The 21335-nt window shown below is 60.3% G+C and carries 21 protein-coding genes and 1 pseudogene; 10 read left to right on the top strand and 12 right to left on the bottom strand.

Translation table 11 applies throughout. The features are described 5' to 3' along the window. Positions 1-83 precede the first annotated feature (83 nt). The 3 genes from PMI26_RS27190 (at position 84) to PMI26_RS27200 (ending at position 1970) form a co-directional block, all read left to right on the top strand. Positions 84-986 (top strand): chemotaxis protein CheV, encoded by a 903-nt coding sequence (locus tag PMI26_RS27190; protein ID WP_007970363.1) that lies wholly within the window; start codon positions 84-86, stop codon positions 984-986. 27 nt (positions 987-1013) lie between these two features. Next, the gene (locus PMI26_RS27195; RefSeq protein ID WP_177323518.1) at positions 1014-1472 is read left to right on the top strand and encodes a GNAT family N-acetyltransferase; all 459 of its coding nucleotides are present in this window, start codon (positions 1014-1016) and stop codon (positions 1470-1472) included. Positions 1473-1643: 171 nt separating this feature from the next. Next, the gene (locus PMI26_RS27200) at positions 1644-1970 is read left to right on the top strand and encodes a hypothetical protein (RefSeq protein ID WP_007970361.1); all 327 of its coding nucleotides are present in this window, start codon (positions 1644-1646) and stop codon (positions 1968-1970) included. A 177-nt stretch (positions 1971-2147) separates the two neighbouring features. On the opposite strand, the gene PMI26_RS27205 is transcribed toward PMI26_RS27200, so the two are convergent. Then, the gene (locus PMI26_RS27205) at positions 2148-2405 is read right to left on the bottom strand and encodes a hypothetical protein (protein WP_007970360.1); all 258 of its coding nucleotides are present in this window, start codon (positions 2403-2405) and stop codon (positions 2148-2150) included. A gap of 213 nt (positions 2406-2618) precedes the next feature. On the opposite strand from PMI26_RS27205, the gene PMI26_RS27210 reads away from it, so the two are divergent. Together PMI26_RS27210 and PMI26_RS27215 are read left to right on the top strand one after the other, a co-directional pair. Further along, positions 2619-3593 (top strand): 2-hydroxyacid dehydrogenase, encoded by a 975-nt coding sequence (locus PMI26_RS27210; protein WP_007970359.1) that lies wholly within the window; start codon positions 2619-2621, stop codon positions 3591-3593. 178 nt (positions 3594-3771) lie between these two features. After that, positions 3772-4281: a DUF2165 family protein gene (locus tag PMI26_RS27215; protein ID WP_007970358.1), complete on the top strand. Its 510-nt coding sequence runs from the start codon at positions 3772-3774 to the stop codon at positions 4279-4281. Positions 4282-4304: 23 nt separating this feature from the next. Here PMI26_RS27215 and PMI26_RS27220 read toward each other — a convergent pair whose 3' ends face one another. Continuing rightward, positions 4305-5207, bottom strand: coding sequence for a DMT family transporter (locus PMI26_RS27220; protein ID WP_007970356.1), 903 nt, complete (start codon positions 5205-5207; stop codon positions 4305-4307). A 151-nt stretch (positions 5208-5358) separates the two neighbouring features. On the opposite strand from PMI26_RS27220, the gene PMI26_RS27225 reads away from it, so the two are divergent. After that, complete coding sequence (locus tag PMI26_RS27225; RefSeq protein WP_007970354.1) at positions 5359-6234, top strand: helix-turn-helix domain-containing protein; 876 nt, start codon at positions 5359-5361, stop codon at positions 6232-6234. Positions 6235-6356: 122 nt separating this feature from the next. Here the strand turns inward: PMI26_RS27225 and PMI26_RS27230 are convergent, their stop codons facing one another. The 5 genes from PMI26_RS27230 to PMI26_RS27250 form a co-directional block, all read right to left on the bottom strand. Then, positions 6357-8786, bottom strand: a complete 2430-nt coding sequence (locus PMI26_RS27230; protein WP_007970352.1) for a TonB-dependent siderophore receptor — start codon at positions 8784-8786, stop codon at positions 6357-6359. Positions 8787-9002: 216 nt separating this feature from the next. Continuing rightward, on the bottom strand, positions 9003-9992 hold the full coding sequence (locus PMI26_RS27235) for a FecR family protein (RefSeq protein WP_007970350.1): 990 nt from the start codon (positions 9990-9992) through the stop codon (positions 9003-9005). After that, positions 9989-10561 carry an RNA polymerase sigma factor gene (locus PMI26_RS27240; RefSeq protein WP_007970349.1) on the bottom strand — a complete coding sequence of 191 codons (573 nt, stop codon included), beginning with the start codon at positions 10559-10561 and terminating at the stop codon, positions 9989-9991. The genes PMI26_RS27235 and PMI26_RS27240 overlap by 4 nt, the downstream gene beginning before the upstream one ends. Positions 10562-10813: 252 nt before the next feature. Next, positions 10814-11221, bottom strand: coding sequence for an HPF/RaiA family ribosome-associated protein (locus PMI26_RS27245; RefSeq protein ID WP_007970346.1), 408 nt, complete (start codon positions 11219-11221; stop codon positions 10814-10816). 214 nt (positions 11222-11435) lie between these two features. Further along, entirely contained in the window at positions 11436-12383 is a 948-nt protein-coding gene (locus PMI26_RS27250) for a LysR substrate-binding domain-containing protein (protein ID WP_007970343.1), read from the bottom strand. A 135-nt stretch (positions 12384-12518) separates the two neighbouring features. Here PMI26_RS27250 and PMI26_RS27255 point away from each other — a divergent pair, with 135 nt between their 5' ends. After that, positions 12519-13895, top strand: coding sequence for an L-serine ammonia-lyase (locus PMI26_RS27255; RefSeq protein WP_007970340.1), 1377 nt, complete (start codon positions 12519-12521; stop codon positions 13893-13895). Between the two features lie 309 nt (positions 13896-14204). After that, positions 14205-14522: a DUF3509 domain-containing protein gene (locus tag PMI26_RS27260; protein ID WP_007970339.1), complete on the top strand. Its 318-nt coding sequence runs from the start codon at positions 14205-14207 to the stop codon at positions 14520-14522. Here the strand turns inward: PMI26_RS27260 and PMI26_RS27265 are convergent. Further along, on the bottom strand, positions 14519-15019 hold the full coding sequence (locus PMI26_RS27265; RefSeq protein WP_007970338.1) for a phosphate-starvation-inducible protein PsiE: 501 nt from the start codon (positions 15017-15019) through the stop codon (positions 14519-14521). The genes PMI26_RS27260 and PMI26_RS27265 overlap by 4 nt on opposite strands. Before the next feature lie 276 nt (positions 15020-15295). Here PMI26_RS27265 and PMI26_RS27270 point away from each other — a divergent pair. Next, a pseudogene (locus PMI26_RS27270) lies at positions 15296-15535 on the top strand (YebG family protein); the annotation flags it as partial. A 245-nt stretch (positions 15536-15780) separates the two neighbouring features. Here the strand turns inward: PMI26_RS27270 and PMI26_RS27275 are convergent. Next, positions 15781-16800 (bottom strand): Glu/Leu/Phe/Val dehydrogenase family protein, encoded by a 1020-nt coding sequence (locus PMI26_RS27275; protein ID WP_007970336.1) that lies wholly within the window; start codon positions 16798-16800, stop codon positions 15781-15783. Positions 16801-16983: 183 nt separating this feature from the next. On the opposite strand from PMI26_RS27275, the gene PMI26_RS27280 reads away from it, so the two are divergent. Next, positions 16984-17787 carry a SirB1 family protein gene (locus PMI26_RS27280; protein ID WP_007970335.1) on the top strand — a complete coding sequence of 268 codons (804 nt, stop codon included), beginning with the start codon at positions 16984-16986 and terminating at the stop codon, positions 17785-17787. 136 nt (positions 17788-17923) lie between these two features. Here the strand turns inward: PMI26_RS27280 and maiA are convergent, their stop codons facing one another. Genes maiA through hmgA form a run of 3 tightly spaced genes read right to left on the bottom strand, consistent with a single transcriptional unit; the run spans position 17924 to position 21185 of the window. Then, positions 17924-18559 carry a maleylacetoacetate isomerase gene (maiA, locus tag PMI26_RS27285; protein WP_007970334.1) on the bottom strand — a complete coding sequence of 212 codons (636 nt, stop codon included), beginning with the start codon at positions 18557-18559 and terminating at the stop codon, positions 17924-17926. 13 nt (positions 18560-18572) lie between these two features. Beyond that, complete coding sequence (gene fahA / locus PMI26_RS27290) at positions 18573-19877, bottom strand: fumarylacetoacetase (protein WP_007970333.1); 1305 nt, start codon at positions 19875-19877, stop codon at positions 18573-18575. A gap of 3 nt (positions 19878-19880) precedes the next feature. Then, positions 19881-21185 carry a homogentisate 1,2-dioxygenase gene (gene hmgA / locus PMI26_RS27295; RefSeq protein WP_007970332.1) on the bottom strand — a complete coding sequence of 435 codons (1305 nt, stop codon included), beginning with the start codon at positions 21183-21185 and terminating at the stop codon, positions 19881-19883. Positions 21186-21335 lie beyond the last annotated feature (150 nt).

The raw sequence follows: 21335 nt of genomic DNA, 5'->3' as shown, positions 1-21335 counted from the left end.
CTGCCCCCGACAAGTCGATAACCCGGCATCGAAGTCATGGCGATCCCGGGATTGCCCGTCACCTTTTTCCAGAGAAGGTTCATATGTCCTCCACCAAAGCCCGCGCAGACTCACTTTCGCTTCTGCTGTTTACCCTGCGCAGCGGCAAGCTGATGGCGATCAACCTGCTCAAGGTCAGTGAGATCATTCCCTGCCCGCCGCTGACCCGGTTGCCGGAGTCACACCCCCACGTCAAAGGCATCGCCACCCTGCGCGGTGCATCGCTGTCGGTGATCGACCTCAGCCGCGCCATTGGCGAGCGCCCGCTGGAAGACCCGAACGGCGGCTGCCTGATCGTCACGGATGTCAGCCGCTCCAAGCAGGGCCTGCACGTGCAGGCCGTGAGCAAGATCGTCCATTGCCTGACCACCGACATCCGCCCACCGCCTTTCGGCTCCGGTGGTTTGCGCGCCTACATCACCGGCGTGACGTCGGTCGATGGCACCCTGGTGCAGGTACTGGACATCGAAAAAGTCATCCACGGCATCGCCCCGGCACAAATCGAAATGGCGCCGACCGAACTGAGCATGGAAGACGCCGAACTGCTCGGCAACGCGCGTATCCTGGTAGTCGATGACAGCCAGGTCGCCCTGCAGCAATCGGTGCACACCTTGCGTAACCTTGGCCTGCAATGCCATACCGCCCGCAGCGCCAAGGAAGCCATCGACTGCCTGCTGGATCTGCAAGGCACCGCGCAGCAGATCAACCTGATCGTCTCGGACATCGAAATGTCCGAGATGGACGGCTACGCCTTCACCCGCACCCTGCGGGAAACCCCGGACTTCGCGCATCTTTATGTCTTGCTGCACACGTCGCTGGACAGTGCGATGAACGCCGAGAAAGCACGACTGGCAGGGGCGAACGCGGTGCTGACCAAGTTCTCTTCGCCGGAATTGACCCAGTGCCTGATCACTGCGGCCAAGGCTGTCGCTGAACAGGGTTACTGAGCCTTGGCCGAGGACTTTTGCTGGCTGATGCGGCGCGACCTCACAGAAGTCGTGCCGTCACCCGATTGGCCAGCCGGCCTGCAACTGAGCGAATACCATCCCGAAATCGGCGCAGCCGTGCACCGGTTGATGGAGTTCGGTTACCTCGAAGGTGGCGGTCGCGTGGCAGCGCTGGACATGTGGCAATGGCAGTTCGAGAACGACCCGGAGTATGACCCGGCGCTGTGCTTCATCGCCCGGGATGCCGAAGGCATTGTTGGCGTGTGCCAGTGCTGGACCAGCGCCTACATCAAGAACCTGGTGGTGCATCCACGGTTTCAGGGCCGAGGATTGGGGCGTGCCTTGTTGTTGCAGGCGTTCAAGGTGTTCCAGCAACGTCGCGAAGGATTTGTGGACTTGAAGGTGCTGGAAGACAACCACCGGGCGCGGCGATTGTATGAAAGTGTCGGGATGCGTGCCGTTCGCCGGGAGCCGGTTCCAGACTGATACGCCGCAATCGCGAGCAGGCTCGCTCCCACAGGTTGCCCGTCATACACAAAATCTGTGGCCACACTCCGTCACTGTGGGAGCGAGCCTGCTCGCGATGAGGCCCACATAATCTGCGCCAAATCGTCAGGCATACTCACCTTTCGGCCACAGCCCAAGGACGCCTGAACCATGAAAGCAGCAACACTGACTTTTCTCTGCCTCACCGCCCTCACCTCTCAGGCCCACGCCTCCAGCCCCGACGCCTGGGCCGCCTACGACAAGGCCGTACTCGCCAGTTGCACCAAGGCCAGCGGCCTGAAGAACAGTAAACCGGTCGGCAACGCCGCGCAGTTCGACGACCGGGTTGGATATACCGCGCTCCTGCTCCAGGGCCAGTACCCGCAAAAGCACATGAAAGGCGCACAAGGCACCGAGCTGTGCCTCTACAACAAAAAGAGCAAAACCGCGTACGTCACCGAATGGGACTCCATCCGCCCGGCCGCCAAGGCCAATTGAGTGGCGCACATTTCGTTGCGGGCAGCTTGATCAAAAACTTGTGCTACCGGCAACGGCCCCATCGCGAGCAGGCTCGCTCCCACAAGGGATCTTCAGTGAACATGGAATTTGTGTACGACACAGATCCACTGTGGGAGCGAGCCTGCTCGCGATGACGGCAGGCCAGGCACTGGAATTTCAGCGCTTACCCATCGACCGGCGAGTCCCCGGCGGTGCCATGCCCGGCGTCTTGGTGTGGCCGTTCTTGGCGCCGTTCTTGTACCACGGCTGGTTCGAGCCTTTGGCTGCCGCCAGTTCGCCCGGCTTGAACGGGAACTTGAATGCCGGGATTTCGGTTTTGGTTTCGCTGTCGGCGCTGGAGTCGACGCTGTCTGGCAGCTCTGCCTGCACGTCGCTCTGGGCGTCGGCGACCGGCGGTTGTTTCGGGGAAGTCATGAAAGCTCCGGGTGATGCGTGAAATGTCAGGCCCGGTGAGTGAGCCGCATGCCGCAGTATAAGAAGGACGGCAGTATAACGGAACGGCAGCGACACGCTTCAATCGACAAGCTTCAAGTTAAAAACCATGAGGGCGGCTTTTAGACTTGCAGCTTGCCGCGTGAAACTTGTAGCTTGCTAAGCATTCTTCACCGCCCGACGAGCCCGCCTCTCATGAAAAAGACTGTCCTGGCCTTCAGCCGCGTCACCCCGGCAATGGTCGAACGCCTGCAACAGGATTTCGACGTCATCGTGCCGAATCCGAAAAACGGCGACATCAACGCCCAATTCAACGAAGCCCTGCCCCACGCCCACGGCCTGATCGGCGTTGGTCGCAAACTCGGCCGCGCCCAATTGGAAAACGCCGCCAGGCTTGAAGTGGTATCCAGCGTCTCGGTGGGCTACGACAACTATGACCTGGCCTACTTCAACGAACGCGGAATCATGCTGACCAACACGCCGGATGTGCTCACCGAAAGCACCGCCGACCTGGCGTTCGCGCTATTGATGAGCAGCGCGCGCCGCGTCGCCGAATTGGATGCCTGGACCAAGGCCGGACAATGGCAGGCCACTGTCGGTGCGCAGCTATTCGGTTGCGATGTGCATGGCAAGACCCTGGGCATCGTCGGCATGGGCAACATCGGTGCGGCCATCGCCCGACGCGGTCGACTGGGATTCAACATGCCGATCATCTATAGCGGTAACAGTCGCAAGACCGCGCTGGAACAGGAACTCGGAGCACAGTACCGCAGCCTTGATCAATTGCTGGCCGAAGCTGATTTCGTCTGCCTGGTGGTGCCGCTCAGCGAGAAAACCAGACACTTGATCAGCCATCGTGAACTGGCGCTGATGAAGCCGAGCGCCATACTGGTGAACATCGCCCGTGGCCCGGTGGTGGATGAACCGGCGCTGATCGAAGCGCTGCAAAACAAGCGCATTCGAGGAGCCGGGCTGGACGTGTACGAAAAAGAACCGTTGGCCGAGTCGCCGCTGTTCCAACTGAACAATGCTGTGACCTTGCCGCACATCGGCTCGGCCACCCATGAGACCCGCGATGCCATGGCCAACCGTGCCTTGGCCAACTTGCGCAGCGCCCTGTTGGGCGAGCGCCCGCAGGATCTGGTCAACCCGCAAGTCTGGAAGGGTTGAACTAAACGGGCAGGCGTTACAAGCGCCTGCCCGCTTAACAAATAACGCGCACTCAATTAACTAAACAACTTTCTGAATACACACTCTGCAACTCAGTCAGCAGCCAAACAACAAAACCTCGAGATAGACTCTCCTTGTTTACCCTGACACTACGGGATCAACAACGGAGATCACCAACTTGAACCCACTCACAACCAGTCACGTCATTCGACTCAGCAAAGTCTTACTGACGCTGTTTATCAGTCTCTTCGGACTACTGATGCTGTATAACAATTTCACCGATTACTCGACCAACTATGAATACATCAGCCACATCCTGAGCATGGACACTACCAATGATCAAAACAAATACAGACACAGGGCCATTACTTCCACCCTGCTTCACCACCGCATTTACTGGCTGATCATCACACTGGAAGTGGTCTACACCCTAAGCTGCCTGCTCGGAACCTATTATCTTTACAAAAACATCAACGCCAGCCAAGAACAGTTTCACGAAGCTAAAAAACCTGCACTCATCGGATTATTGATTGCCATCTTTCTTTATTACATCGGCTTTCAAACAATCGGCACCGAATGGTTCAACATGGATGAGTCGAAAACCTGGAACTACAATGACAGGGCTGGGCACATTGTTGATTTCATCTTTCCGTTATTGATATACATCGCGATAAAAATCGAGCACTGAATTACTCAGCACTCGATTCGCCCTCAGGCCAGCTTGCCGTTGCCCAATACCTGCGGCACTTTTGGTTTGCGAAACACCAGTACGTTCCCCGACATCACCAACACCAGCCCCAATAACGCCGGTACTGTCCATTGATAGCCCTCGGCAAACGCCGACACGTTGAGCGCCACCACCGGAAACAGCACGGTGCAGTACGCCGCCCGTTCAGGCCCCATGCGGCCGACCAGTGTGAGGTAGGCGGTGAAACCGATCACCGACCCGGGAATCACCAGGTACAACAGTGAGCCGATGTAACGCGCGCTCATTTCAATATCGAAGGGAATACCTTTGACCAGGCACCACACCGAGAGCATTGCCGCCCCGTAGGCCATGCCCCAGGCATTGGTGGTCAGCGGCTTGAGACCGGCCTTCTGTTGCAGGCTTGAGAGCATGTTGCCCGCCGAGAAACACAAGGTGCCGCACAAGGCCAGACCAAGGCCGAGCAAGGTTTCCGGGCTGGCGGTATGCCCGGCCAGTTCCGGCCAGAACAGCAGTCCCAGCCCAAGCAGGCCCAGCGCACCGCCCATCAGCACGTTGCGGGCGATTCTCTGGCCGAAGAACACTCGCGCATTGAGGGCATTCCACAGGGTGGCGGTGGAAAACACGACGGCCACCAGACCGCTGGGGATCCACTGGCTCGCAGTGAGGAAGCACATGAAGTTGACGCAGAACAGGCACAGGCCCTGAGCCAGGCAAATCAAGTGCCCGCGACGGTTCATCACTTGCAGGCGCCGACTGAGCAACAGGATCACGAACAGCACCAGCGCGGCGAGGCCGAAGCGATAGACGATCGACACGGGAATCGCCACCACGCCCAGTTGCCATTTCAAGGCAATCCAGGTGGTGCCCCAGATCAGCACGGTCAGCAGGTACAAAGAAAGGTTCATGACAAAGGCTCCTCGATAGGCGCCCAGTGTCCGGCGTCACGCCTTGGGGTACTTGCATAAACTTGCGCTTTTGTCTGGCGACAGGCTGGCAGGCGCACGTCTACGGAGTAGCATGCAGGGCGTTGGATGCTGGTGTTAGAGAGCAACGATCATGGCTGCACTGGATACCCTACAAGTCTTTCAAGCCCTCAACAGCTCGCCGAATGCTCGTCTGGAGCACAGCGCCGAGCTGGGTGACGGCATGTCTACCGCCTTGTGGAGCAATCACCACGACGCCCGGGAATACGAGGCGCCCAGCCACCACACGTTGTCCTGTTACATAGCTGGTGGCACCGGCACCTTCCGTCGCGGTCAGCCCGGCAACAAGGGCGGCCCGGACAAACTGTGCATCCTGCCGGCCGACCACCAGTCAGGTTGGGTGATCAACGGCGACATCCGTCTGGCACACCTGTACTTCAGCCCCGAACAATTTGCCCTCGGCTGCGTCACCCTGCTTGATCGCGAACCACGGGAAATGCAGCTGCGCGAGCAGACCTTTCTCGATGACCCGCAGCAGGCGCTGCGCTTTCGGCAGTTGATTCGCTTGAACTGGGACGAGCCGGGCGAGCGTCTGCTGACCAGCAGCCTGGCCCACGAACTGCTCAGCCATGCCCTGCTCAGCCAGGTCAACGCCCGGCAAGGCCTGCGCCTCAAAGGTGGATTGGCCGCACATCAGCGCCGGCATCTGGTGGAGTACATCGACAGCCATCTGGACCAGGCCATCAGCCTGGGTCAATTGGCGGCTTTGTGCGCGTTGTCGGAATACCACTTCGCGCGGATGTTCCGCGAGAGCTTCGGCTTGCCGCCCCACCAGTACCTGCTGGCGCGGCGCCTGAACCGGGCGCGGGAATTGCTGCGCACGACCTCGCAGCCACTGGGGGAGATTGCGCTGGCTTGCGGCTTCTCCAGTGCCAGCCACTTCACCAATCGCTTTCGCCAGGCAATGGGCGCAACACCCGGCGAGTATCGACAGGCGTTTTTGCGCTAGAGCATTGCAATCCCTCTGGCTGCGATCTTTCAACCCACCATAGATCCCCTGTAGGAGCTGCCGCAGGCTGCAATCTTTACCTGCCACAGCAAGATCAAAAGATCGCAGCCTTCGGCAGCTCATTAGAACTCCAAGGTGCTGGATAACGTTACCTGCCGCGAATCGCCCATGGACACAAAGAACCGGCTCGCCGCCGAGGTGTAGTAGGTGCGGTCGAACAGGTTCTTCACGTTGAGCTGGAACTTGACCCTCTGCCCGTCGACCTGGGTGTCGTAGGTGGCGAACGCATCGGCCACGGTGTAGCTCGGCAGGTCGAAATCGTTCACCGCGTTGCCCGCGCGCTCCCCCACATAACGCGCCCCGGCGCCGACCCGCAGTTGATCTCCGCCGATGACGCTGCCGAAGTCATAGACCGCCGACAACGAGCCGCTGTTCTTCGCCACATTTTGCAGTTGATTACCCTTGTAAACCGGGTCTTCGGTGACTTCGGCATCGGTGTAGGCGTAGCTGCCGATCATGCTCCAGCGATCGGTGAGTTGACCGCTCAAGTCCACTTCCAGGCCACGGGAACGCACTTCGCCGGCGGCGCTGTAGATCGTGGTCGGGCCTTCGGCGTTGGCCACCAGCACATTGCGCTTCTTGATGTCGAACAACGCGATGTTGCCGGTGACGCGGCCCGGCAGATCAAGCTTGGCACCCAACTCCCAGGACTTGGCTTCTTCGGGCGCGATGCCGCCGTCAAGCACGGTACTGCTGCCGCTCAACGGTGCGATGGTCGAGTTGGGTTTGAACGACTCGGTGTAGCTGCCGTAGAACGACAAGGCATCGGTGTACTTGTACACAAGGCCCGCGCGCGGCACCCATTTCTGCCCGTTGCCGTCGGTGTTGGCGTGGAACGGCACGCCTTTGCCGGCGTATTGGTCGTACGCCTGAAAACGCGCACCGGCCACCAGAATCCATTGCTCGTTGAGGTGGATGGAGTCCTGCAGGAAGGCCGAATCGCTGCGCAGTTCATCGGTCTGCGCGCTGTCGGCCGGGCTGACGGTGGTGCCCGGCACTTCCTGGCCATAGATCGGGTTCACGTAGCTGAACTGGGTGCGGCTTTTCTGGCGGATCAGGTCTTCGCGGTAGATCTTGCGGTACTCGTCATCAACGCCGAACAGCAGGTCGTGCTGCAGGCCGAGCACATTCACGCGGCCTTCGAGACTGGCGGTGGTGAATCGGTCGGTGCTGATCGCGTTTTGCGTGCCGTCCATGCTGCGGGTCAGGGTGCCCTTCTTGGTGTCGATGGCGGTCACGCGTACCTGGCTGGCGTCGTAGGTTTCGCGGTTCCAGCTGTAGCCGAAATGGGCTTTCCAGTTGTCGTTGAGTTCGTGATCAGCCTCGAAATGATACAGATCCGAACGCCCTTCCATGTTGTTGAACGGCTCGTCGAGACGCTCGTTGCGCGAGATGTCCAGCGGGTGGTTGGTCCGTGGGTCGATCAGCGTGCCACGGTCGAACGGCGTGAGGAATTCGCGGTGCTCATAGGCGAACAACAGCTGGGTACTTTCGCCGTACCAGGCCAGCGACGGCGCAATCAGGCTTTCGCGATGCACGCCAAAGTTGCGCCAGTAATCTTCGTCTTCGTAGTCCAGCACCATGCGGTAGGCCAGCCCGGAATCGCCGAGGGCGCCGGTGCTGTCGAGAGTGCCGCCGCTGCCGTTCTTGCCGTCGCCATAGCTCGAACCGCGCGCGGTCAGTGCATTGTATTGCTCAAGTTCGGGCTTCTTGCTGACCATGTTGACCACGCCGCCCGGATCCTGGATGCCATAGAGCAACGAGGCCGGGCCCTTGAGCACTTCGACCCGATCCACACTGGCGTTGAGACCACGGCCCTGCACGATCGGCATGCCGTCGCGCATGATCGAGCCGTTACGGTTGTCGCCAAAACCGCGGACCATCACCGAGTCCTGGGTGCTGCCCAGGGTATTGGCCTGGGTGATGCCGCTGACGTTGGCCAGGGCGTCATCGAGATTGCGCGGTGCCTGATCGCGGATCACCTGGGCGGGGACGACATTGATGGTCTGCGGCATGTCCTGAATCGGGGCCGAAGAGCGCATCACCGAAGAGGTCGGTGGCGGCTGGTAGCTCATGGACTCATCCATCACCGAGGTGATAGTGGTCGCGCCCAGTGTCAACGCACCTTCAGTCAGCCGCGGTTCCAGCGCCATGGTATGGCCGTCGGTGCGGCGGAACGTCAATCCCGAGCCGGTGAGCAGACGTTGCAGGGCCTGTTCGGCGCTCATCTGGCCATTGACCGCCGGCGCATTGAGGCCGTACGGCGCTTCATCGGTGTAGACGACGCTTATGCCGGTTACCCGGCTGAAATCACTCAGGGCCTGGGGCAGCGGTTTGGCGGCCAGAGAGAAACTGAGCTGCGCACGCGGCTGAGTGCTGCCCGTCTCTGCGGCCAGCACCAGGCCAAGCGGCAACAACGCCGATGCCGAAAAGCTCAACGCAGACACACCCAACCATTGTTTGACCGAACCCGATTTTGCCCTGGACTTCATGACTCATGACCTGTGTAGAACCGCAACGGATGCGAATGACTCGCAGTTTCAGTCACTACACGGATGGCGATCGGGTTTACCTCACAACAATTTGAAAATATTTTTTATTCAGGGTGATGCGGTGTTTGAACTGGCCTCTTCGCGAGCAGGCTCGCTCCCACGGGTGAATGCATTCCAAATGTGGGAGCGGGCTTGCTCGCGAAGGGGCCAGCAGCTTCAACGCAAAATAATCAGATGCCCCAACACCTGATGCTGCTCAAACCCCAACACCCCCTGCAAAGAACTCAACACCGCCTGCGGATTCCTGCTCGGGAAGCTGCCACTGACCCGACGTGCCGCCAGTTCACTATTGAGTATTACGATCCGTCCGGGGTAATAGCGCCCCAGATCCCGCACCACATCGGCCAGCGTCGCCTTGTAGTAATTGAGCCAGCCCTGGCGCCAGGCCAACTGCGCTTCGCTATCCACCGCGTGGAGCTTTTGCGCCGTGCCATCGCCGTAGGCGACTTGCTGGCCGGCGGTGAGGATTTGCTGTTCGGCGTCCTGGTCCGCCGTCACCCCGACTCGCCCGGACAGCACCGTGACCTGTGCACCGTGGGGTTGCAAACGGACTTCGAACTGCGTGCCCAGGACGCGCGCCTGGCCTTCCTCGGCGTCCACCACAAACGGCTCACCGGTGTGAGTAACGCTGAAAAACCCGGCGCCACGACGCAGTTGCACATGCCGCTCGCCGCGACTGAAATCCACGGCGATGGCACTGTCGGCATCCAGTATCACCTGCGTCTGATCAGCCAGGGTGACGGTGCGGATTTCCCCCGGTGCCGAGACGAAGTCCGCGCCCAAGTCATCGATCCAGCGCGATGGCTGCCAGCCTGTACCGACACAGACCATCAGCAGCAGACACGCCGCCATCGCCAGCGCACCGGACCAGCGCCCGACCATGCTGCGCCGAGACTTGTCCATGGCGTTGAGATAACTCTGCAAGGCCAGGGCATCTTCATCGGCCAGCGTGCGCGCCGGTTCTTCGCTCAGCTCCCACAAGACCAGCGCCCGGGCATAGGCCTCGGCATGGGCGGGATCGGCCTGCAACCAATGACTGAAAGTCGCCTGATCAGCACTGCTGGGCTGGTCATGCAACAGACTCAGCCAGGCCAGCGCTGCCTGTTCCTGAGCGGGCGTCGGGGTGACGCGTTCGAAGTGGTTCACGGTGCTTTCCCTGGCGTACGCGGTTCGGGTTCCCGAAGGCTGGCCTTGCAGGCTTCGAGGGCGCGCATCATATGTTTTTCCACGGCACTTTGGGACAAGCCCATGGCCTTGGCGATCTCGGCGTATTTACGGCCATGAATGCGATTGAGCAAAAAGATCTGCCGCGTGCGCTGCGGTAGCGCGCGCAGTGCGGCTTCGACGTGGCGCAGATCGTTGCCCGCCTCCAGCGCCGCTTGCGGTCCGCTGCCATGGCCGTCCGAAGATTCCAGCAGCATGCCTTCGCTGGCCCGCACCCGGGTGCCTTCACTGCGCAAATGATCGATGGCGATGTTGCCGGCGCAGCGCAACAGGTAGGTACTGAGCTCCTCGACTTGCACCAACGGCCGCCGCCAGAAACGCAGGAACAAGTCCTGAACCAGGTCCGCCGCCGTCGCGTTGCAGCCGACACGCCGACTCACCAGCGCTTCCATTTGCGAACGCTGGGAGAGAAACACCTGGAGAAAATGCGCACGGTCGCCGCGCTGTTGATCACGCTCGATATCGTGGGGGTCGGGTGGGAGAGTCATCATTGTTCAAGTTTCGACCTGGAGACCGGGGAGGCCACAACAGCGTCAGGGGGGCCGGCAAGGTCGCAATATTAATGATAAATATTCTCATATGCAAAAGATCGGGTGCTGCCCCTATCTCGCCCGTTGGTTCACCGCAAACCTGGCTGTCCCCACAACCCATGCCAACGACCATGGAATCCAAAAGCCACCGAAACGAAAACGGGCCTGCAATGCAGGCCCGTTCTCATGGGAAGGTAAAAAGTGAATCAGGTGTCAGCCGTTAAGCGCCGCCTGTTCGTTTTCCAGAAACTCTTCTTCCAGCAGCTGGTCGGCATGGGCGCCACTCTCGATGGGCACCACATTTGCTCGTTTGCCGCGTAATTTGCCGAACATATGCTCCAGCGCATGTTCAAGTTTGGTGGCTGCTCCGTCGATCGCCTGCTCCATGGTGGAGGCCTTATGGGTGACGGAAACCGGTTGATGGCCTTTTGGCCGCGCCTCCAGCTGGCAGCGCATGTCGTGGGGACCCGGCTTGTCGCCGTTCTCGTCCCGCAGGTGAACCTCGACGCGTGTCAGGTCCTCTTCGTAGCGTTCGAGCGTGCTCTCAATGGTCGTACGTACCCACTCCTCCAGTCGTTTACTGCCTTGAATATGGTTATCGCTATTGACTTGGATTTGCATAGTTCATCCCTTATTTCAGCTAGCTCGCGAGAGGCCGGTCAGCTAAGCCCTTGGGCGTCATCACCGTGACCTCTTGGTTACACAATCGGTCTGTACGCTGAACAATTCAACCCCTAAAAAAAGATAAATTTTCAATCGCAAAAAAAGCCGGACAACGGGTAAAAGCGCTGTTAAGGTCGGGAGTTGGGTCGCCCTGCTCTTGCGTAACAATTGCTCACATTTGCTGCTCCCCCAACGGGTGCAGGCTGCGAAAAACCCCCGCTTCCTCCACCAACCAATCGTGCACCGCGCGCACACCCGGATGGCTCAATGCCCCCGGTGCGTAAAGCAGCATGTAGCGCTTGTGATTGGGCACCGCCAGGCCAAACGGCACGATCAACGCCCCACGCTCCAGCTCATCGTTGAGCAGCGTTCGTCGGGCAATCGCCACGCCCATCCCGGCGATGGCCGCTTCGATGGTCAGGTGATTGCGATTGAAGGTATGCCCGCGTCGCACATCCGCCCCTTCGAAGCCGATGGCGTTGAGGTAAAACTCCCATTCCGCATATTCGTAGCTGCCGCGCCAGGCGGTGATGTCGTGCAACAACGGAAAGTGCATCAGGTCTGCCGGACCGTGCAGTGGCGGACGACCCCGCAAAAGGCTCGGCGCACACACCGGAAAAATCTGTTCATCGAGCAAGGCTGTGGATAACAGGCCCGGGTAGCTGCCGTCGTTCAGGTCGATCGCCAGGTCGAAGTCGCCTTCATGCAACGGCACGCTGCTGTCCTCGGCCACCAGGCGCAACTGGATGTCCGGAAAGCGCTGCTGCAAGCGCGGCAGGCGCGGCGTCAGCCATTTGCTCAGGAATGACGGAATCGAACGCACCCGCAGAATCCCGCTGATCATGCCCGCATCCAGTCGCCGCAATTCCGCGTCGATGCTGCCAAATGCCTCGTTGACGGTAATGGCCAGGCGCTGGCCCTCGGCGCTCAGCTCCACGCCACGGGCACGGCGGTGAAACAGGCGAAAGCCCAGGCGTTCTTCCAACTGGCGGATCTGCTGGCTGACCGCCCCCGGTGTGATGTGCAGTTCTTCGGCGCAACGGGTAAACGACAGGTGCCGCGCGGCACAGGCAAACACGTTCAGCCAGACATAGGTCTGGGCATGTAATTGACGGCTCATCGTTTAGTCCTGCTAAAGGATGTCTTAGGAAATTTCGTTGGTCACATAGGACCTTGGCGGGCAGTATCGCCGACATAGCGCTTGTCCTACAAAAATGGCGGCGATTCCTCTTCCATTGCTTGTACAGGCTTTAGCATGGCTATCAGTGTTTTCGATCTCTTCAAAGTCGGCATCGGCCCGTCCAGTTCCCATACCGTCGGTCCGATGCGCGCCGCCGCGACCTTCGCTCAACAACTGCTCCAACAGGGTTTTCTGACGGACGTGCGACGCGTGGAGATTCGCCTTTACGGCTCTTTGTCGGCGACCGGCGTCGGTCACGCGACGGACCGCGCCTGCGTCATGGGCTTGATGGGCGAATGGCCCGACAGCATCGATCCCACCACCATCGACAGCCGCATTCACATCCTGCGCGAAACCGGCAAATTGTGTCTGGCAGGCGTTGCGGACATTGCCTTCGACTGGCAACGCGATCTCCTGCTGCTTGACGAAAGCCTGCCCTACCACCCCAATGCCATGTCCCTGACGGCTTTCAGTGAAACCGGCGAGCTGTTCGAGCAAACCTATTACTCGGTGGGCGGCGGTTTCATCATCGAAGCGGCCGAAGCCGAGTCCGGGATCGCACCGGCCAGCGATGTGGTGCTGCCTTACGATTTCTCCAGCGCCGCCGAATTGCTCAGGCTGTGCAACGAGCACGGGCTGCGGGTCAGTGAGCTGATGATGGCCAACGAACGGGCATGGCGTAGTGATACCGAGATCCGCGAGGGCCTGTTGCATATCTGGTCGGTAATGCGCGAATGCGTCGAGCAGGGCTTGCGTCACGAAGGCATTTTGCCAGGCGGTCTGAATGTTCCACGCCGAGCGGCGAAACTGCATCGCAGCCTGCAGGAGATCGGCAAGCCGAATGTCATCACCTCCACCTTGTCGGCGATGGAATGGGTCAACCTGTACGCCCTTGCCGTGAACGAAGAAAACGCGGCAGGCGGGCGCATGGTCACGGCGCCGACCAACGGCGCAGCGGGCATCATCCCGGCGGTGCTGCACTACTACATGAAATTCAATGCCGATGCGTCTGACGACGACGTGGTCGCGTTCTTCCTGGGTGCAGCCGCTGTTGGCATCCTGTGCAAGAAAAACGCATCGATCTCGGGGGCCGAAGTCGGTTGCCAGGGCGAAGTCGGTTCCGCCTGCGCCATGGCCGCCGCAGGCCTGGCAGAGGTACTGGGCGCCAGCCCGGAACAGTTGGAAAACGCCGCTGAAATCGGTCTGGAACACAACCTCGGCCTCACCTGCGACCCGGTTGGCGGACTGGTACAAGTGCCATGCATCGAACGCAATGCAATCGCCGCCGTGAAAGCCATCAACGCCACGCAAATGGCCCTGCGCGGCGACGGCAAACACTTCATTTCCCTGGACCGGGTGATCCGCACCATGCGCGATACCGGAGCCGACATGCACGACAAATACAAAGAGACGTCACGAGGCGGTCTGGCGGTGAACTGGGTGGAGTGCTGACCGTTTTGGTTGCACGCCCGCCGTTATTGCCCTGAAACGTGCAGAAAACGCGTTCCCTGTAGGAGCGAGCTTGCTCGCGAAAAACCCAAAGGCACAGTGGGGTGTCTGGGTTTACGCGTTATCGTTGACGACCATCGCGAGCAAGCTCGCTCCTACAGAAGGTGTTTTTTGTCCGACAATTTTTCCGGCATGGGCCTTGCTACTTCCCTGCTGGAACAATGATGGCGAGATGGCCGATGGTCTGGCAGGGCGAACCAACCTGATCACGGCCGGTCAACAACTGCACGTTCAATCAGGCGGTGACGCATCATGGACAACCCTTTCCAGCTCATAACCGATGCCTTTGCAGCGGATTACCAGATCAACCTGAGCATTCAGGGCCTGGACGGCAGCATCATGCTGACCCTATCCAACAATGGCCGCGTGGTAGCCAAACGCATGATCAGCGCCGAACAACGCAATGACCCCCAGCGCCTCAAGCGCCTGGTTCAAAGCATTCAGTTCGGCATTGCCATCGAACAGGGCGACAGCGCCGTGGCCATCCTCGAAGCCATGACCACCGGCAGCGGACCGGCCTTGCCGCCCCCTCCCCTCAAAGGGCGGCTGCGCCCCACGCTCGGGCTCTAGATTTCGCCCTTCTCGACCTCTGGATGTTCACTGGAACCCGCGCCGGTCTTGCGTTGCGGGTTTTCGATCTTCACCGAGGGAAACTGCGACGAAGCGTAACGCACCACCAGAATCGCAAACGCCAACAGCAGGATCCCGCCGCACAGGTAAATAATCCCCAGGTCCGGCGGGTTGTGGTGCGAAACGTTGGAAATCAGCAACCGCGTCAGCGCGGTGATCGCCACGTAGATCAGGAAGCGCACGGGCATGTGGTTGGTCTTGAAGTAAATCCCGACCATCGCCCCCAGCTCCAGGTAGATGAACAGCAGCAGGATGTCATCGATCTTGATGTGCCCCTCTTCGATCATCCCGAGAAACTCCATCACCGCCGCCCACGCGGTCACCGCACCGATGGCGAACAGCGCCAGGTAATGAAAGGTCTCGACGAACAGATTGCCCAGAGACTCGGCCAGTTCATGCACGCTCTGCCGCAGTTTTTCGGCCCAGTTGATTTTCACGATGATGCTTCCTTAGGTCGGCTCGACCGGATGATGCGGGTTGGACGTGACGGTTTTTCTGCATGCAGAAAAAAGGCCAGCCCATGATGGCGAGCCGTTCCGGATTGCGCGCCGTGGCGTTTGGTCGCACCTGTGCAGCGCCTCGCCTGACAAATGTCGAAACCGGTCTACATTAAAAAGCCACTACCCAAAAGACAGGGTTTCGCTTATGCTTTAGCTGTATATAGATACAGTGGTCGAAATCGACAACCAATGTGAAGGCATGTGAGGTGGTGAATGGCCGTCGAAGTGGTATACCGCAGCAGCCGAGATCTGGAGCGCTTGTTCATGGATAAAGCCGAAGCTGACCGTCATGACAAAATGCTCGAACTGGCCGAATTGCTGGCTGAAGTGTTGCAAAAAGCCGTTCCGTCCCTGACCGAGCAGCAAGTGGAAGAAGCCGGGATTTACATGGCGAAGAATCGCGATGTGTTCGCCAAGGCGTTCAAGAGCCAGCCGGACGCCCTGTCCGAACTGCTTGTGGCACCTGTTGAAGTCGCCGCGCCGGTTGCAGTGGCCGCTCCTGTGGAAGAGGCAAACGCTGAGCCGGTTGCCCCGGCCAAGCCAGCCAAGGCTGCGAAAACAGCAAAATAAGCGACACCCGAATTGAATAGGCCCTGAGTCCGATGGAGTCAGGGCCTTTTTCATGTCCGAAGATCAAAAGATCGCTACAGGGATCGACGAGTACCTGAGCTGCCGAAGGCTGCGATCTTTTGATCTTATTATCGATACAGCACCTTTTCCGCCAACTCGTCCGCCACCCGAGCCGGCGAACGTTTTTCCGCCTGGGCGTGGGCAAACACCTCGGTCAGGCGCGAGCTGATTTTCGACAGGTGTGCGGTGATAGTCGACAGTTCTTCGCCACGGTGCTTGAGCGACACATAGATCAGCCCGCCGGCGTTGATCACGTAGTCCGGCGCATACAGGATGCCGCGACGTTCCAGTTGGTCGGCGACATCCAGATGCGTCAGCTGATTGTTCGCCGAGCCGGCCACTGCCGAGCAGCGCAGTTGCGTCACGCTGTGGCTGTTCAGCACCCCACCCAACCCGCATGGCGCAAGAATATCGCAAGGCGTGCTGAGCAGTGCGTCGTTGGCAATGGGGTGAGCCCCGAGTTGTTCCATCGCCAGTTGTACCTTGCCGTGATCGATATCGCTGACCAGTAGTTCGGCCCCGGCGGCGTGCAACTGTTCTGCCAGGGCATAACCGACGTTGCCCAGGCCTTGAATGGCGACGCGCAGGCCTTCGAGGTTATCGCTGCCCAGTCTCGCCATCGCAGTGGCGCGAATGCCGGTGAATACGCCCATCGCCGCGTGCGGCGCCGGGTCACCTGCCGAAGTGGTGCTGGTGACGTGTTGGGTCTGTTGGGCGATGCAATCCATGTCCGCCACTGAGGTGCCGCTGTCGATGGCCGTGATGTAGCGCCCGTCCAGTTGATTGATACAGCGCCCGAAGGCTTCGAACAGTGCGGCGCGGTTGGCCACATGAACGGGGCGAATGATCACCGCCACGCCGCCGCCCTGGGCCAGGCCGGCCAGTGCCGCCTTGTAACTCATGCCTTGGGCCAGGCGCACCGCATCCTCGACCGCAGACTCGTCGCTGGGATAGGCAAGATAACGACAACCACCCAGGGCAGGCCCCAGTCGGCTGTTATGAATGGCAATGACCGCCTTTAACCCGGTGACCGGGTCAACGCTCAGATGCAGCGATTCAAGGCGAGTGCTTTGCATGAGAGCGAACATCGTAAGGCTCCCGAATCACTTCTTGTAGACGCCAGTATAGGCTTGCGCCCGAAAATTGCAGAAGCGCACCGGAATAAGCGCGGCCGCCATGCAGGCTTTCGGAAATAACCGGAATTCGCGCTTGTACGGCACTGGACGAATGCCGGAGAGGGGACTAAAACGAGGCATTGCCCGGAGATTTTGATGACCCCGCGCCAATCGTTCTTCGCCTGCCTGCAACGTTCACCGCCCGCGCTGTTCGAGGCAGCGCTATGGATTGCGGTCGAGCATGACAGTGAAGTGAACCCCCAAGCGGTACTGGCCGATTTCCAGGAGTTGCAGCAACGGGTCAGCGCTGGCTTGCCGATGCTGCCGGTCAGTGAACTGGCCCAACCGCTATTGCGGCGCATGAACGACCTGGGCTTTGCCCAGGACGACTTCACACCCTTGCGCCCGCAAGTGGCACTGCTCGACAAGGTACTGGAACGCCGACGAGGGCAACCCTTGACGCTGGGGTTGATTGCGCTGGAGTTGGCCAGGGGCCTGGAGATCCCCATGGTCGGGGTCAACTTTCCAGGGCATTTCCTGCTGCGGGTGCCGGGCGCCGATCATTTGCTCGATCCCTGCGGCGGCCGTCGACTTTATCCGAACGATTGCCGAGAGTTGTTGCACCGCCAGTATGGCCCGAACATGAAGCTCAGTGCCGACCATCTGGTCACCGCCGAACCGGTGCAGATGCTGCAACGGCTGTCGCGCAACCTGCGCCAGTTGTACCTCTCCCACGACGACTTCATCAATGCCCTGATCGACGCCGGGCGCGTCCTGGAACTGGGCAATGCCAGTAGCGCCGACTATCTGGCCCGGGCCAGCCTGTATCAACGGCTGGACTGCCCGAACGCCGAGCGTTTTGACCTGGAACACGCACTCCTGCTCAGCGACGATCCCATCCAGCGGATTCGCCTCACGGAACGGCTGGGGCATCTGCCGCCGAATGCCATAGTCCATTAATCACAGTCCCCCCCTGTGGGAGCGGCGGTGCGGCGGTCCGACTTGCTCGCGAAGAGGTCATGTCAGTCACCAATTATGTGGCTGACACACCGCTTTCGCGAGCAAGCCCGCTCCCACATTGGGACGGTGTGAGGCGTCAAGGCGTGTCTGGCTGATTCGCCGGATGCGCCTGGATGAACGCCGGGTGCATCGCCGCCAACGCCGCCACGCGACGAATCCGAGGATAAGCCTCAAGAGAAACATTGAAACGCTCGGCCGCGTAAAGCTGCGGGATCAGGTAGACGTCCGCCAGCCCCGGCTCGTGGCCGAAGCAGTAACCGTCATAGCCGATCAACTGCTCTACCGTGGCCAGGCCCTGGCCGACCCAGTGACTGATCCACTCCACCACCTGCGGTTCGTCGTGGCCCGACTGGCGCAGCCGGTTGAGCACACTGACGTTGTGCAGCGGGTGAACATCGCAGCCGATCACTGCCGCCACGCCACGCTCATGTGCGCGGGTGACGAGGTCTTTGGACAGCAGTGGTACCTGTGGATAACGTTCCTCCAGGTATTCGATGATCGCGGGAGACTGGATCAGCAATTCGCCTTCATCGGTACGCAAGGCCGGCACGCGGCCCTGCGGGTTGATGCCCAGATAAGGCGGCTGTCGATGTTCACCGCCCTGGGGTGCGATCAGGTTGACCGGCAAGGATTGATAATCCAGGCCCTTGAGCGCCAGCGCGATACGCACCCGGTACGACGACGTCGAACGGTAGTAAGTATAGAGTTCCATGCCCCCGCTCCTCTCAGCGCGCCGGCAGCACTTTGCCGCGGCACTCACCGAAACCGATGGACGCAAAACCGTCGCGACGGCAACGGCCACGCAGGATGATTTCGTCACCATCCTCAAGGAACTTGCGCACCTCGCCCGAGGCGAGTTCGATCGGCTTCTTACCGCCTTCGGTGATTTCCAGCAGGCTGCCGAACTGACCGTTCTCCGGCCCCGACAAGGTGCCCGAACCGAACAGGTCACCGGCCTGCAATTGGCAGCCGTTGACGCTGTGGTGCGCAACCATTTGCGCCACGGTCCAGTACATGTGCTGTGTGTTGCTCAGGGTCAGGCGATGGGCCGGCAGGTTCTGCTCGCGCATGGCCTCGGTGAGCAACAGCACTTCCAGCTCGATGTCGAACCCGCCGGCGGCCTGATCGCGCTTGTCGAGCAGGTACGGCAGCGGCTGCGGATCGCCTTGTGGACGCGCAGGCTGGGCACGACGGAACGGCTCCAGCGCTTCGGCGGTGACGACCCACGGCGAGATGCTGGTGATGAAGCTTTTCGACAGGAACGGCCCCAAAGGCTGGTATTCCCAGGCCTGGATGTCCCGTGCCGACCAGTCGTTGAGCAGGCAGAAACCGGCGATGTGATCGGCGGCGTCGCCGATGGCAATCGAGTCGCCCATGTCGTTGCCTTGGCCGATCCAGATGCCCAGCTCCAGTTCGTAGTCCAGGCGCGCACAAGGGCCGAACGTCGGCTCGCTCTGACCGGCCGGCAGCGTCTGGCCTTTCGGGCGGCGGACGTCGGTACCGGACGGGCGAATGGTCGACGCACGACCGTGGTAGCCGATCGGCACGTATTTGTAGTTCGGCAGCAACGGGTTGTCGGGACGGAACAGTTTGCCGACGTTCTGCGCGTGCTCGATGCCGACGTAGAAGTCGGTGTAATCGTTGATTTTTGCCGGCAGGTGCATTTCGCAATCCACCGCCAGCGGCAGCAGTTTTGCGCCCAGCGCTTCGATCTTGCCGCGCAGGGTGCTGCCCTCGGCGAACAGTTCCAGCAAACGCTCGCGCAACGCGACGCGAGCTTCACGCCCCAGTTCGAAGAAGGCATTCAACTGACCGCCAAGGGTCGCTTCGACCGCGGCTTTCGCAGCGCCATCGAACAATCCGGCCTCCAGGGCTGCTTGCAGGTCAAAGATGTGTTCGCCGATGGCCACGCCACTGCGCGGTGCCGAGCCGTTGAGGCTGAACACGCCCAGCGGCAGGTTTTGCAGGGGGAAATCCGCATGGTCGTTGGCGGATGCAACCCAGCTGCGAGTGATGGAAGTCTGCGTCATGGGTTATCTCCGGGTCGGGTCGAAAGTGGCGGGCAGCGTAGCCCAGCAGGCATCGTAAGTGTTTTGCAGTTGCGGGCAATCGAGGGCGAAACGGCTCGGACGCAATACCTGGCTGGTCTCGAACATGAATGCCATGGTGTTGTCGATTTTCGCCGGTTTGAGGTCCGCGTTGATCGCTTTGGTGCACGTCTCTCCGTCGGGACCGTGGGCACTCATGCAGCTGTGCAGCGAAGCACCGCCGGGCACAAAGCCTTCGGCCTTGGCATCGTATTCGCCCTGGATCAAACCCATGAATTCGTTCATCAGGTTGCGGTGGAACCACGGTGGACGGAAGGTTTTCTCGGCCACCATCCAGCGCGGCGGGAAGATCACGAAGTCGAGGTTGGCCAGGCCATGGACGCTGGTCGGCGAAGTCAGCACAGTGAAGATCGAAGGATCCGGGTGATCGAAACTGACGGTGCCAATGGTGTTGAAACGGCGCAGGTCATATTTGTACGGCACGTTGTTACCGTGCCAGGCAACCACGTTGAGCGGCGAATGATTGAGCTCGCACGCCCACAGCTGGCCAAGGAATTTCTGCACCAGCGTGGTGGGTTGTTGCAGGTTCTCGTAGGCCGCCACCGGGGTCAGGAAGTCCCGCGGATTGGCCAGGCCATTGCTGCCAATCGGCCCCAGGTCCGGCAGACGCAGCGGCGCGCCATGGTTTTCGGCGACATAACCACGGGCCTGCGGGTCGAGCAGTTCGATGCGGAATTTAAGACCTCGTGGCAGCACGGCAATTTCCAGCGGTTCCAGTTCAAGCACGCCCAGTTCGGTGGCAATGCGCAGGCGCCCCAGTTCAGGCACCAGCAACATCTCGCCGTCGGCATTGAAGAACACGCGCTCCATGGAACGGTTCGCACGGTAGTTGTAGATGCTGATACCGGCCGGTTTTTCCGCGCCCGAGTTGGCGGCCATGCTCACCAGGCCGTCGATGAAATCGGTCGGCTCGGCGGGAATGTCCAGCGGGTTCCAGCGCAGGCGGTTGGGGGTCACCTCACCCAGTGGGCCGCCAGCCAGTTGCCGGTCCAGCTTGACGAATGCCGGGTGATTGGCCGACGGCTGAATGCGGTACATCCACGTCCGCCGCGCCTCGCTGCGCGGCATGGTGAACGCCGTGCCGGAGAACAGCTCGGTGTATAGACCGTAAGGGGCTTTTTGCGGGGAGTTCTGGCCGACAGGCAGTGCGCCGGGCAAGGCTTCGCTGCTGAATTCGTTGCCGAAGCCTGACAGGTAGGCCAGCGCTGGCATCGTTGAATCGGGGTTCATGGAGCCTCCTGAACAGGGAGTCGGCAGTGGCCGCTCGCTCTGTTGCAGAGGTCGAGGCACGCCTGGGTTGTTTTTATCGTAATCTGATTACGCATAACGTAATTTGATTGGTATTGACCGTCAAGCTATAAAGACGCCCATTCGTAACAG

It is taken from the genome of Pseudomonas sp. GM33 (genome assembly GCF_000282295.1).
Classification (GTDB): Bacteria; Pseudomonadota; Gammaproteobacteria; order Pseudomonadales; family Pseudomonadaceae; genus Aquipseudomonas; species Aquipseudomonas laurylsulfatiphila.
Note: the sequence above shows the minus strand (reverse complement) of the source record. Positions and strands in the feature narration are given on the sequence as shown.

Excerpts from the sequence above, each read along its gene's own strand:
- PMI26_RS27190 (WP_007970363.1), top strand. The coding sequence starts at position 84 with ATGTCCTCCACCAAAGCCCGCGCAGACTCACTTTCGCTTCTGCTGTTT.
- PMI26_RS27195 (WP_177323518.1), top strand. The coding sequence starts at position 1,014 with ATGCGGCGCGACCTCACAGAAGTCGTGCCGTCACCCGATTGGCCAGCC.
- PMI26_RS27200 (WP_007970361.1), top strand. The coding sequence starts at position 1,644 with ATGAAAGCAGCAACACTGACTTTTCTCTGCCTCACCGCCCTCACCTCT.
- PMI26_RS27205 (WP_007970360.1), bottom strand. The coding sequence starts at position 2,405 with ATGACTTCCCCGAAACAACCGCCGGTCGCCGACGCCCAGAGCGACGTG.
- PMI26_RS27210 (WP_007970359.1), top strand. The coding sequence starts at position 2,619 with ATGAAAAAGACTGTCCTGGCCTTCAGCCGCGTCACCCCGGCAATGGTC.
- PMI26_RS27220 (WP_007970356.1), bottom strand. The coding sequence starts at position 5,207 with ATGAACCTTTCTTTGTACCTGCTGACCGTGCTGATCTGGGGCACCACC.
- PMI26_RS27225 (WP_007970354.1), top strand. The coding sequence starts at position 5,359 with ATGGCTGCACTGGATACCCTACAAGTCTTTCAAGCCCTCAACAGCTCG.
- PMI26_RS27230 (WP_007970352.1), bottom strand. The coding sequence starts at position 8,786 with ATGAAGTCCAGGGCAAAATCGGGTTCGGTCAAACAATGGTTGGGTGTG.
- PMI26_RS27240 (WP_007970349.1), bottom strand. The coding sequence starts at position 10,561 with ATGATGACTCTCCCACCCGACCCCCACGATATCGAGCGTGATCAACAG.
- PMI26_RS27245 (WP_007970346.1), bottom strand. The coding sequence starts at position 11,221 with ATGCAAATCCAAGTCAATAGCGATAACCATATTCAAGGCAGTAAACGA.
- PMI26_RS27250 (WP_007970343.1), bottom strand. The coding sequence starts at position 12,383 with ATGAGCCGTCAATTACATGCCCAGACCTATGTCTGGCTGAACGTGTTT.
- PMI26_RS27255 (WP_007970340.1), top strand. The coding sequence starts at position 12,519 with ATGGCTATCAGTGTTTTCGATCTCTTCAAAGTCGGCATCGGCCCGTCC.
- PMI26_RS27260 (WP_007970339.1), top strand. The coding sequence starts at position 14,205 with ATGGACAACCCTTTCCAGCTCATAACCGATGCCTTTGCAGCGGATTAC.
- PMI26_RS27275 (WP_007970336.1), bottom strand. The coding sequence starts at position 16,800 with ATGTTCGCTCTCATGCAAAGCACTCGCCTTGAATCGCTGCATCTGAGC.
- PMI26_RS27280 (WP_007970335.1), top strand. The coding sequence starts at position 16,984 with ATGACCCCGCGCCAATCGTTCTTCGCCTGCCTGCAACGTTCACCGCCC.
- maiA (WP_007970334.1), bottom strand. The coding sequence starts at position 18,559 with ATGGAACTCTATACTTACTACCGTTCGACGTCGTCGTACCGGGTGCGT.
- fahA (WP_007970333.1), bottom strand. The coding sequence starts at position 19,877 with ATGACGCAGACTTCCATCACTCGCAGCTGGGTTGCATCCGCCAACGAC.
- hmgA (WP_007970332.1), bottom strand. The coding sequence starts at position 21,185 with ATGAACCCCGATTCAACGATGCCAGCGCTGGCCTACCTGTCAGGCTTC.